13 protein-coding genes are annotated in these 11597 nt (G+C 27.2%); 12 read left to right on the top strand and 1 reads right to left on the bottom strand.

Going from position 1 to position 11597, the window contains the following annotated elements:
* Window positions 1–2: 2 nt before the first annotated feature.
* Together KGF41_RS04225 and KGF41_RS04220 are read left to right on the top strand one after the other, a co-directional pair.
* Entirely contained in the window at window positions 3–1589 is a 1587-nt protein-coding gene (locus tag KGF41_RS04225; protein WP_227856379.1) for an ATP-binding protein, read from the top strand.
* 4 nt (window positions 1590–1593) lie between these two features.
* A complete protein-coding gene (locus KGF41_RS04220; RefSeq protein ID WP_304521140.1) occupies window positions 1594–2172 on the top strand; it encodes a response regulator transcription factor in 579 nt (192 codons plus the stop codon).
* A 138-nt stretch (window positions 2173–2310) separates the two neighbouring features.
* On the opposite strand, the gene ytaF is transcribed toward KGF41_RS04220, so the two are convergent.
* The gene (gene ytaF / locus KGF41_RS04215; protein ID WP_227829509.1) at window positions 2311–2934 is read right to left on the bottom strand and encodes a sporulation membrane protein YtaF; all 624 of its coding nucleotides are present in this window, start codon (window positions 2932–2934) and stop codon (window positions 2311–2313) included.
* A 183-nt stretch (window positions 2935–3117) separates the two neighbouring features.
* On the opposite strand from ytaF, the gene KGF41_RS04210 reads away from it, so the two are divergent.
* The 10 genes from KGF41_RS04210 to KGF41_RS04165 all read left to right on the top strand — a co-directional run bounded on the left by KGF41_RS04210 (window position 3118) and on the right by KGF41_RS04165 (window position 11358).
* Window positions 3118–3765 carry a helix-turn-helix domain-containing protein gene (locus tag KGF41_RS04210; protein WP_227856378.1) on the top strand — a complete coding sequence of 216 codons (648 nt, stop codon included), beginning with the start codon at window positions 3118–3120 and terminating at the stop codon, window positions 3763–3765.
* 204 nt (window positions 3766–3969) lie between these two features.
* Entirely contained in the window at window positions 3970–5028 is a 1059-nt protein-coding gene (locus KGF41_RS04205) for a potassium channel family protein (protein ID WP_227856377.1), read from the top strand.
* Window positions 5029–5131: 103 nt separating this feature from the next.
* Entirely contained in the window at window positions 5132–6316 is a 1185-nt protein-coding gene (locus tag KGF41_RS04200) for a D-alanyl-D-alanine carboxypeptidase family protein (RefSeq protein WP_227840977.1), read from the top strand.
* A 206-nt stretch (window positions 6317–6522) separates the two neighbouring features.
* Window positions 6523–7236, top strand: a complete 714-nt coding sequence (rpsB, locus tag KGF41_RS04195; protein ID WP_003424537.1) for a 30S ribosomal protein S2 — start codon at window positions 6523–6525, stop codon at window positions 7234–7236.
* Between the two features lie 78 nt (window positions 7237–7314).
* The gene (gene tsf / locus KGF41_RS04190; RefSeq protein ID WP_021384993.1) at window positions 7315–8226 is read left to right on the top strand and encodes a translation elongation factor Ts; all 912 of its coding nucleotides are present in this window, start codon (window positions 7315–7317) and stop codon (window positions 8224–8226) included.
* 83 nt (window positions 8227–8309) lie between these two features.
* Window positions 8310–9014: a UMP kinase gene (gene pyrH, locus KGF41_RS04185; protein ID WP_227829506.1), complete on the top strand. Its 705-nt coding sequence runs from the start codon at window positions 8310–8312 to the stop codon at window positions 9012–9014.
* A 25-nt stretch (window positions 9015–9039) separates the two neighbouring features.
* Entirely contained in the window at window positions 9040–9597 is a 558-nt protein-coding gene (gene frr, locus KGF41_RS04180) for a ribosome recycling factor (RefSeq protein WP_227829505.1), read from the top strand.
* A 2-nt stretch (window positions 9598–9599) separates the two neighbouring features.
* Window positions 9600–9803 carry a hypothetical protein gene (locus KGF41_RS04175; protein WP_227829504.1) on the top strand — a complete coding sequence of 68 codons (204 nt, stop codon included), beginning with the start codon at window positions 9600–9602 and terminating at the stop codon, window positions 9801–9803.
* 28 nt (window positions 9804–9831) lie between these two features.
* Window positions 9832–10566 (top strand): isoprenyl transferase, encoded by a 735-nt coding sequence (locus KGF41_RS04170; RefSeq protein ID WP_227434789.1) that lies wholly within the window; start codon window positions 9832–9834, stop codon window positions 10564–10566.
* 12 nt (window positions 10567–10578) lie between these two features.
* The gene (locus KGF41_RS04165; protein WP_227434788.1) at window positions 10579–11358 is read left to right on the top strand and encodes a phosphatidate cytidylyltransferase; all 780 of its coding nucleotides are present in this window, start codon (window positions 10579–10581) and stop codon (window positions 11356–11358) included.
* The last annotated feature ends 239 nt before the right edge of the window (window positions 11359–11597 follow it).

The raw sequence follows: 11597 nt of genomic DNA, 5'->3' as shown, positions 1-11597 counted from the left end.
ATATGTTCAAAGGCAGTTATAATAAAAGAAAGATTTTTATATTAATAAATCAATTATTGATAGTATTATTTCTAATTTATGAATTTTTTAATGATAAAAATATTAAAAGTATTTCCATTTTCACTCTTTTACTTGTATCTATTATAGTTGTTGATATAATGTACATTGAATTAATTAATTTGAAACAAAATAGAGTGCTTGTACAATTTACAAACTTGCTTGTTTTGATTTCTTGGTACTTTTTATTTTTACTTGATAACAATAAAATATCTTCTGAATTAATTTTTTTTCTAAGTCCCATTATCGTTTTTGAAAGTGTAAGATTCTTATTTGTATTTTTCTTTCAAGATTACAAATACAACTACCAGAAAAGCTTAGAATTTATATTGAAACTTATGTGTGTTTTGACAGTCGTTTCAAAATTTATTGATAATCATCTGTTTGCACTACTTTATTTATTACAAATAATTATAAGTTTTATAAGCTTTATATTCTTAATTATCTTATATAAAAAGACTGTGATACTTGTTTTAAAGTGTGAGAAAAGAAATTTTATATATTCAGCTATTTTATTATTTATATTTCTTGTATATGCTATAGTTTTTGCTAAAAAACAGGAATATGTTGAGAATCTAGGAATGTATTTAATTGTATCATTAGCCATATTTAGTATCCATAATATTGCTATAAAGGATAAGGGTGATATAAAACAAACTACTATGCTAAATGGTAAAAAAAGATTGATTTTTATTTCTCTAATAAGTGTATTTTTTTTTGGAATTGGAAAACTATTAGACCTTAATATAATTACATGTTTTATAATAATACATTGTATATTTTGGTTTACTTTACTTTATTTTATTTTAATTTGCACAAATATTGATGATATCATCTGCAATAAAAATTCAGTAGAAAAATTTAATGTACAAGAAAGTAATTTAATAAATAATCTAATGCAGATATATAATGAGGAAGAACTTAAAAAGGATTTTTCCAATTATTTACATGACGAAATATTACAAGATTTACTGTCAATTAAAAATATGATGAAAAAATCTGAAAAGCCAGATGTCAAATATATAATCGTAAGTACATTAGAAAAATTAAATTTATCTATTCGTGACCAAATGCAAAATTATCATCCAATATTATTAAAAACACTTACATTAAAAGAAAATATAGAAAATATGTTTGTTATGATTAGAGGCAATTATTTATCTAAAAATATAGAAATTTGTTTTACATGTGAAGATAATATATTTTTGGCTGAGCCATATAATTTTATTATATACCGTATATTAAAAGAGTTAGTAACAAATGCTTTTAAACATTCAAATTGTTCTAAAATCGAAATTTCACTAATTCAAAAAAATAAAGATATAATTCTTTCAGTATTAGATAATGGAGTAGGAGTGGAAAGTGAATATGATTTAATAAGACATCAAAATAATGGGCTATCATCTATTCAAGAACAATTACATAGGTTAAATGGCGTTCTTAATATTGATAAGACAGCTTCTGGATTGAGTATTAGTGTAAAAATTCCTATGGAAGGAGAGAACTATTATAAATATTTTATTAATAGATGACCATGTGTTATTTGCAAAAAGCTTAGAAATTGCATTGGAAGATTATACTGAAATAGAAAAATTTATTTATATTAAAGATATTTCCCAGGTAATTTCAATAATTAAAAATGAAAAACCCGATATAATTCTTATTGATATTAATTTAGGAAAGATTGATAATGATGGGTTGTCTCTAGCAAAAGACATTATAAGAATGATACCTAAAGTAAATATAGTCATGTTAACGGGTTATGATTTACCTGTATATAAGTATGAAGCTCAAAAAATGGGTACTAAAGGCTTTATAAATAAAAATATCGAGCCAGATAAATTTATTGAAATATTAAATCAGATTCAAAATGGATATAATTATTTTCCAGATGAAATAAAATATATTGAAGAGCTAACGGATAGAGAAAAATTAATATTGCAATTTCTATATAATGGAGTTAAGAGAAAAGATATAGCAAGTCAATTATATTTAAGTGAGCGAACAGTGTCTAATCATATCCAAAATATTTTTGATAAACTAAATGTATCTTCTTCATTAGAAGCTGTCACAAAGGGAGTTCAGCTTGGATATATTAAACTCAATATGCAATAAGAAAAGTTTGTAATTTAGTAAAGGTATTTGATTGTCAATTTTTATCTAATATAATAATTAAATTTAAATAGAAGTTTTTATCTTTTAAAATATATATAAAAAGGCTATCTAAAATAAAATTTTAAGATAGCCTTTTTGTTAACATATTTTCATAAATCCAATAATTAGTAAAATCAAACCACTTAACCAAGATAAATTTAGATTTATATTTTTAACAAATACATTTCCTAGTAAACAACCAAATGATACTGCTATTACATTTGAAATTAGAGAAAACAAGATAACTTGTATATAATTTACACCTACAAGACCACTCCCAAATCCAATAGCTAATCCATCTAAGCTTAAAGCAAGTGCAAGTGTAAATGCTTCAGCAGATTTAAGAATTTTAGATTTATTTGTATCTAAAGTATCAGGTTCAACACTGACATTAAAATTTAATTTAAGGTCTAGCATATTAAATTTGTAATCTTTTGAATGTATGGATTTTTTCTTAAAATAAGATTTAAAGAAACTCTCAACTAATCGAGCACTTCCTAATAAAAATAAAATTAAAAAACATATTAACATTGTTATATTTTGAGGTAAGAAGTCTCTGGCTATTGTACCTGCAAAAAGTGAAATTGCCAAAATTGCTGAACAAACCACACTAATAATTATATTCGAATATAAAGGAACTTTAACTTTATTTACGCCATATCCAAAACTTGTTACGAAGGCATCTATACAAAGAGAAGTCACTAATAAAATTGATTCAATCACAGTAGATTAACATCCTTTCTCTTAAATTTTGTACTTATATATTTATAGTATTGTAAAAAGAGATAAATTGTTACAGATAAACCAATAGAGTGTTGATAAAATTTCAACATTTTGCAACACCTAAAAAACAAAAAACTCATATTATATAATATAAAACCAAACATAATAAAGCAGGTGAAAATAATGGAGCAACATAGTGAGGTTGAGAATTTTGGTAATCTATTGAAGACGTTATTAAAAGAAAAGTCAACATCAATGGGAGAATTGAGCAAAAAAAGCGGAATTGATAAATCTACTATATCTCGAATAGCAAATAATAAACAAAAACCAAATATAAATCACCTAGAAAAGATTGCAATACACTTAAATGTAAACTTAGAAGAGCTATTAAAAGCATCAGGATATGAATTTAAAAACAGTAATAATAAACAAATTTTTAATATGGATAGCGATTTTAGTAACTTTGATGATGTACTAGGATTTGCAAATTTAATTAATGATAAAAATTTCAACGGAAATATTGAGAAAGAGTTAAGTAAATGCAAGTTATATGTTCAAACAGATGAAGGGAAAAAATTACTTTTTGATAATTTTAGTAAAAAAATAGATTCCATAGAAAAACAAGGTCAATTTACAGATAGGCTGAGAGATATGTATGCTGAATTTTGTACAGGAAAATTAGGAATAAAGAAATATTTATTAATTGGAAGTATGTTGCTTTACTTTGTTATATCAACAGATGTTATTCCAGACTTTGTATTTCCAATAGGATTTATGGATGACTTAGTAGCATTAAATATGGTTACAAAACTACTTAGAAAAGATAAGTAGTTTTGTAATTATACTACTTTAATGAAGATGACAAGCAAAGGTGTTGAGTATAGATAAATTTTACTGTTCATCTAATGAGAAATAACTTGAAAATTTTAAAATAAACAATTTAATATATATTTTGTATGTATTTAAGTATATAAAATAAAATAATATCCAAACTAATACAAAATAGTGATAATTTTTTTGTACTGGAGGATATTTATGAATTGCAAATGGATATCTAAAATAGATGAAAGAAAAAAATGTCATAGAGAAGCAGATTCTTCTGGATATTGTATTTTTCATAAAGAAAATAAATCTAGTGAAGATATAAAACTAATGATAGACAATATATATAAGGAAGAAATAAATGAATTTAATGGCTTTATATTTGAAAATAAATTTAATGCAGAAGAAATATTAACTTATGACTATAAATTATTAAATTTTTCTGAAACAATATTTAAACAAGAAGCAAATTTTAGAAAATATCTTTTTAAAAAAAATGTTATTTTTAATTATACAGATTTTAGGGGTCAGGTATTTTTTAATGCTTGTGTATTTTTAGAAAATTGTGATTTTAATAAAACAAAGTTTAATAAGGTATATATAAATGATAAGATATTTGAAAAAGTAAAATTTAAAGGGCCTGATTTAGTAGTTAATAAGGTAGAAAATTTTCCAAGAATGGATGGAATAATTTTTAGTATGTGTACAAAATTTATACTTAAAAATGTGGAGTATGGAAAAAGTGAATGCAAGCATGGAAAAATAAATTATAGAATAGCTAGAAATCAAGCTACAAAAATTGGAGATTATGAGATGATAGGACCTTACTATTATAAGGAAAGAATTTATAGTAGTAAAATGATAAAACGCTCTGATTATCCAACTCTCAGCAGTTATTTAGTTGAAAAGTTTTTTGACCAAATAGCGCACTATACTACAGGTTATGGAGAAAAACCATGGAATATATTATTTGTGATTATAGCTATAATAAGTAGTTTTGCCCTATTATATCTATTTGTAGGTATAGAAAGTTCAAACAGTACACTTATAACTTTAAATATAAATAACTTAGGTAATTATTCAGCAAGTGAAATTTTTAAAACGTATATAGATTTGTGGTATTTTAGTATGGCTACATTTAGTACAGTAGGATACGGAGATATGGTTGCTACAAGTTTGATTGGTAAAGCTTTAGCAGGTATAGAAGTATTTTTAGGAGTTACAATAGGAGCAATTTGGGCATCTGTGATTATTAAGAGAATGATAAGATAATATCTGTGTAAATATGGATAGGTATTAATTACTAGATATAAATTGGACTAAAGAGGGAAAATTTAAATATAAATATACTTAATAATCCAAGAAGGTGAAAAAATTGAAAAACGGAATAAAAAAAATTTTAACATTAACTCTGATTCTAGCATTTATAATACCAAATTATTCATATGCTGATGAAAAATCCGTAGACAAATACTCAAAAACATCTATACTTATAGACCAAGAAACAGGTAGAGTCTTGTATGGTAAAGAACCTGATATGAAGGTACCTTTAGCAAGTTTAAGTAAGATGATGACTTTTTTACTTGCAATAGAGGCTATTGAAAATAAAGAAGTAAAAGAAACTGACATAATAAAGATAGACAAGTCCATTGCTTCAGTGAAAGGTTCAAGCTATAAACTAAAAGTTGGTGAGGAAGTGCCACTTATAGAACTTATGAGAGGTCTTATGATTGTATCAGGAAATGATGCCGCAATTGCTATAGCAAAACATATTTGTAAATCTAAAGAAGCATTTGTAGATAGGATGAACAAAAAAGCAAAAGAAATAGGAATGACTAATACCCATTTTTTAAATCCAAATGGTCTTCCAATATATGATTTAAGTAATCCAAAAAAACCAGCAAAAGAAAATATATCTACTGCAAGAGATATATCTATTCTTGGAAAATACATGTTTGACCATTATGAAAAGCAAGTAACAGCCATAACTGATATGGAAACCTATACAAACTCAGATAGAAGCTTTGAAAAAAGCAATACAAATGCACTATTGAGAATTATACCTGAAGTTGATGGTATAAAAACAGGGTACACTGGGAATGCTGGTTATTGTTTATCATTTTCTATGATTGTTAATAAGAATGATAAAAATGAGAAAAAACGTAGAGTAATAGGCGTTGTATTAGGTGCTAATCATAAAGATAAAAGAATATCTTCTTCTTTGGCCATGTTAAAATATGGAAAAGAGAATTTTAATATGAAAAAAGTAATTGATAAAGATAGCTTTATTGGTAAGAGATATATAAAAGGAATGAAAGAATTAGAGGTTACTTTGAAAGCCAAAAATGAACTTTATACAATATTAAAAAATGATGAAAATATAAAATCCGAAGTAAAAATTAAAAATATGGAGTATCCTGTTAAAAAAGGTGATACTATGGGTACTATAAAATATTACACTAGCTCAGGTGATTTACTTGGAAGTGTAGATATAGTCAGTGATAATAGTGTTGATAATATACCATTAAAAACAAAATTAAAAATGAAATTTGCAAATTAAATTCAAAAAAATGGTATAAAATATACAAAAAAATATAAAAATAGAAAATATGGAAAAAATATTGTTATTTTTTCACCTCTATGATATACTACTAGAGGTGAAAAAATAAAATAAATCACACACAGCATTGGGATCCTTAAAAGGTGCCTATTACATGGTTTTTTAGGGAGAAGATCAAGCTGGAGGTATAAAACCAGGAGGTAAATATGTCAGTAATATCAATGAAACAATTATTAGAAGCAGGTGTTCACTTCGGTCACCAAACAAGAAGATGGAACCCTAAAATGGCTAAGTATATATTCACAGAAAGAAATGGAATATATATAATCGACTTACAAAAAACAGTTAAAAAAGTTGAAGAAGCTTACAAGTTCACTAAAGAAGTAGCTGAAACAGGAAAGCCAATCTTATTCGTAGGAACTAAGAAACAAGCTCAAGATGCGATAAAAGATGAAGCTGAAAGATGCGGAATGTACTTTGTTAATGAAAGATGGTTAGGTGGAATGTTAACAAACCACAAAACTATAAAAACTAGAATAAATAAATTAAGAGAATTAGAAAAAATGGAAGAAGAAGGCGTATTTAACGTTCTTCCTAAAAAAGAAGTTATAAAATTAAGAGCTGAAAAAGAAAAACTAGAAAAGTACTTAGGTGGAATAAAAGACATGCCTGAATTACCAGGTGCAATGTTCGTAGTTGACCCAAGAAAAGAAAACATAGCTATTCAAGAAGCTCACAGATTAGGTATACCAGTAGTTGGTATAGTTGATACAAACTGTGATCCAGAACAATTAGACTTTGCTATACCAGGAAATGATGATGCAATAAGAGCCGTAAAATTAATAACTGGTGCTATGGCAACAGCTGTAATTGAAGGTAGACAAGGTGCTGAAGAAGAAGTAGCTGAAGACCAAGAATAATAATTTGACAATTAAATGGTAAGGGTTGCCCTTACCATTTATAATATGGAATAGAATAAGTAGGAGGAAACTTAAAAAATGGCTAATATAACTGCTCAAATGGTAAAAGAGTTAAGAGAAAGTACAGGCGCAGGAATGATGGACTGCAAGAAAGCTTTACAAGAAGCTGAAGGAAATATGGAAAAAGCAGTAGATTTATTAAGAGAAAAAGGATTATCAAAAGCTGCTAAAAAAGCTGGTAGAGTTGCTGCTGAAGGTCTAGTTGCAATAGAAATGAACGATGATAACACAGTTGCTTCTATGGTAGAAGTTAACTCAGAAACAGATTTCGTTGCTAAAAATGAAGACTTCAAAGTGTTCGTTAAAGATGCTGCTTGTATGGCATTAGCTACTGATAAAGAAGATATCGCTTCTTTATTAGGTGAAACTCATAGAGAAGGAATAACTTTACAAGAAGTTTTAAATAATAGAGTTGCAAAAATAGGTGAAAAATTAGACTTTAGAAGATTTGCTAAAGTTGTAACTAATGGACAAGTTGCTGGATATATCCACGGTGGTGGAAAAATAGGTGTTCTTGTTGAAATGGAAACAGAAGCTAGAGATGCTAAAGTTTTAGAATTAGGTAAAGATGTAGCTATGCAAGTTGCTGCTATGAATCCTAAATACGTTTCAAGAGATGAAGTAGATGCTGAATACATAGCACATGAAACAGAAGTATTAACTCAACAAGCATTAAATGAAGGAAAGCCAGCTAATATAGTTGAAAAAATGGTTAAAGGAAGATTAGAAAAAGAATTAAAAGAGGTTTGTTTATTAGAGCAAACTTTCGTTAAAAATCCAGATATAACTGTTAAACAATTAGTAGCTGATGTTGCTAAAGCAGTAGGTTCTGATATAAAAGTTGTTAAAGTTGTGAGATTCGAAGTTGGTGAAGGTATACAAAAGAGAGAAGAAAACTTTGCAGAAGAAGTTGCTAAGCAACTTAAATAATAACCAAAGAGAGAACACGCAGGTGTTCTCTTTTTTAAAAAATAGAAAAAATGGATATGAAGGATTGAAATAGGAGGTTTCTGATGGATAAACCAATGTACAAAAGGGTATTGTTAAAATTAAGTGGAGAAGCATTAGCGGGAGCAAGAGGTTTTGGTATAAATAATGATGTAGTTAATGATATTGCTATTGCTATTAAAAAAATACAAGAAATAGGTGTTGAAGTGGCTGTAGTTGTAGGTGGTGGAAACTTCTGGAGAGGTAGAACTAGCGAAGGAATGGATAGAACTACTGCTGACTATATAGGTATGTTAGCTACAGTTATGAATGCAATGGCATTACAAGATGCACTAGAAAATATAGACGTTGCTACAAGAGTTCAAACTGCTATAGACATGAGACAAATTGCAGAACCATATATAAGAAGAAGAGCAGTTAGACATTTAGAAAAGGAAAGAGTTGTTATATTTGGTGCAGGAACTGGAAACCCTTACTTTACAACAGATACAACTGCTGCTTTACGTGCTGCTGAAATGGAAGCAGAAGTTATCTTGTTAGCTAAAAATGTTGATGCAGTATATGACAAGGATCCAAAAGTACATGCAGATGCTAAGAAATTTACAGAGTTAAGTCATATGGAAGTTATACAAAAAGAGTTAAAAGTTATGGATTCTACAGCTACATCTTTATGTATGGATAATAAGATTCCAATAAAGGTATTTGAGCTTACAACAGAGAATATAATAAGAGCAGTAAAAGGTGAAAATATAGGAACTACTGTAAAATAATGAAGAATGAAGGAGGAGTAAAATTATGAAACTAGAAATACATAAGCAATTAGAAGAGAAAATGAATGGGACAATTGATGCTTTAAAGTTCGAATTTGGAACTATAAGAGCAGGAAGAGCTAATGCACAAATGTTAGACAAAATAAGAGTTGATTATTATGGAACTCCAACTCCAATAAATCAAATTGGTGCTATATCTGTACCCGAGCCAAGAATATTAATGATATCTCCTTGGGATAAATCTGCTATGCACGAAATAGAAAAAGCTATAGCTAACTCAGATTTAGGATTAAATCCATCAAATGATGGTGAAGTTATAAGACTTTCTGTACCTGCTTTAACAGAAGAAAGAAGAAAAGAATTAGCTAAAAAAGCTAGTAAAGCTTCAGAAGAATTTAAAGTTAGAATAAGAAATGAAAGAAGAGACGCCAATGAAAAAATTAAGAAAATGGAAAAAGGCGGAGAAATAACAGAAGATGAATTAAAGAAAGCACAAGATGAAGTTCAAAAAATGACTGATAAATTTATAAAAGAAATAGATGCATTATTAGCTAAAAAAGAAAAGGATATAATGGAGGTATAATATTGAAAAAATATTATAACCTTTTAGGTCTTCATATAGATGAGGTAAAACAATATTTTGATGAACGAAATGTAGCTTATACCATAAAATCTATTGAAGGTAAAAAGGATAAAGATAAACTTGTAGTTCCTAGAGTTATAAAAATATCTGAGATAGGTGATAGTGTAGAACTAATAATCACATACTTTTCTGACTCCTTAATTTAAGGAGTCAGAACAATATTGGAGGCAAAATATGAATAACAACATCATGTATGACATAGACTTAAATAACATACCTACTCATATTGCTATTATAATGGATGGGAATGGAAGATGGGCAAAATCCAGATTTCTTCCAAGAACTGCAGGACATAAGGCTGGAGTAGAAACTATAAGAGATATAGTTAAAGAATGTTCAAATTTAGGTGTTAAGCACTTGACACTATATGCATTTTCAACAGAAAATTGGAAAAGACCAAAACTTGAAGTTGATACACTTATGAACTTATTATCTACATACTTAAGAAATGAAATAGCTGAACTGCATCAAAACAATGTAAAAGTAACAGCTATAGGAGAGATAAGTGCTTTACCAAAAACTTGTATAAGAGAATTAAATTCAGCTAAGGAAATGACAAAAGACAATACAGGAGTTAACTTAAATTTAGCATTGAACTATGGAAGTAGGGCAGATATAAAAAATGCTCTTATAGATATAGTAAAAAATTGTGAAAGTGGTAAAATAGATATAAACAATATTGATGAAGATATTATAAAAAACTATTTAAGCACAAAGTCTATACCAGATCCAGACTTGGTCATAAGAACAAGTGGAGAACAAAGATTGAGTAACTTTTTACTTTGGGAAGTTGCTTATTCTGAGTTTTACTTTACTGATATACATTGGCCTGATTTCAATAAAGAAGAATTACAAAAGGCTATATATTTATATCAAAAAAGAGATAGAAGATTTGGAGGACTTAAGTAAGGAGATTATTTTATGCTTACAAGAATTATTGCTTCACTAGCTCTGGTTCCATTATTTCTATTTGTTGTATATGGAGGGATACCTCTTTATATAGCTGAGATGGCAATAGTTTATATTGCATTACATGAATTTTATAAAGCATTTAAAATAAAAGATATACATCCAATATTTATTATAGGGTATATATTTTCTATTTATTTAGCTGTAAAAAATATTTTTAACTTACCATTGGAATATACTTATGCAGTGCTTTTCATTTTATTTTTAGCAAGTATAATTTATATGTTGATGGGCAAAAGCAATGTTATAGATGTTTCGATTACATTTTTAGGAGTTTTTTATATAGGAGTATTTTTAGATTTTATAGTTATAACTATAAATAGCTTTGAAAGAGGAAATATCTATGTATGGCTTATATTTGTAATATCTTTTATGACAGATATATTTGCATATTTTAGTGGCTATTTACTTGGCAAACATAAGTTAATTCCTAAAGTGAGTCCTAAAAAGACTGTAGAAGGAGCTATTGGAGGAATAATAGGAAGTACACTTTGTTGTATTTTATTTGGGTATTTATTTGGTATTGATTTGCTTCAATTGGCTATAATAGGAAGCATAGGAAGTATAATAGCTCAATTGGGAGATTTATTTGCATCTTCAATAAAGAGATATGTAGGGATAAAGGATTATGGAAAGATAATACCTGGTCATGGGGGTATATTAGATAGATTCGATAGTGTTATATTAGTAGCGCCTTTTGTATATAATACTATTAAATTTTTTATTAGATAAAGATTGGTTGGTTTTAAAAAGGCAGTCTATAATTGCTAGTAATGAAAATAGCTATGTAACTTTTAAAAAGCAGAAGAATTCTGTGAGTATTTAGTTACATGGCTATTTTCATTTTTTTTATAATTTAGAAAATATTGTAAAAAATCTTTTTTTATTTAATAATTTCGACATTTTTAAATATATTATCTTTTTATAAGCTATATATCTAAATATAACTGATTTATTCTCAATTTATAAAT

This window comes from Clostridioides sp. ZZV14-6150, assembly GCF_020657875.1.
In the GTDB taxonomy this organism is placed as follows: Bacteria; Bacillota; Clostridia; order Peptostreptococcales; family Peptostreptococcaceae; genus Clostridioides.
This window is presented reverse-complemented; position numbering and strand designations above follow the sequence as displayed.

Excerpts from the sequence above, each read along its gene's own strand:
- KGF41_RS04170 (WP_227434789.1), top strand. The coding sequence starts at position 9,832 with ATGAATAACAACATCATGTATGACATAGACTTAAATAACATACCTACT.
- pyrH (WP_227829506.1), top strand. The coding sequence starts at position 8,310 with ATGGATAAACCAATGTACAAAAGGGTATTGTTAAAATTAAGTGGAGAA.
- KGF41_RS04205 (WP_227856377.1), top strand. The coding sequence starts at position 3,970 with ATGAATTGCAAATGGATATCTAAAATAGATGAAAGAAAAAAATGTCAT.
- rpsB (WP_003424537.1), top strand. The coding sequence starts at position 6,523 with ATGTCAGTAATATCAATGAAACAATTATTAGAAGCAGGTGTTCACTTC.
- KGF41_RS04210 (WP_227856378.1), top strand. The coding sequence starts at position 3,118 with ATGGAGCAACATAGTGAGGTTGAGAATTTTGGTAATCTATTGAAGACG.
- frr (WP_227829505.1), top strand. The coding sequence starts at position 9,040 with ATGAAACTAGAAATACATAAGCAATTAGAAGAGAAAATGAATGGGACA.
- KGF41_RS04165 (WP_227434788.1), top strand. The coding sequence starts at position 10,579 with ATGCTTACAAGAATTATTGCTTCACTAGCTCTGGTTCCATTATTTCTA.
- tsf (WP_021384993.1), top strand. The coding sequence starts at position 7,315 with ATGGCTAATATAACTGCTCAAATGGTAAAAGAGTTAAGAGAAAGTACA.
- KGF41_RS04225 (WP_227856379.1), top strand. The coding sequence starts at position 3 with ATGTTCAAAGGCAGTTATAATAAAAGAAAGATTTTTATATTAATAAAT.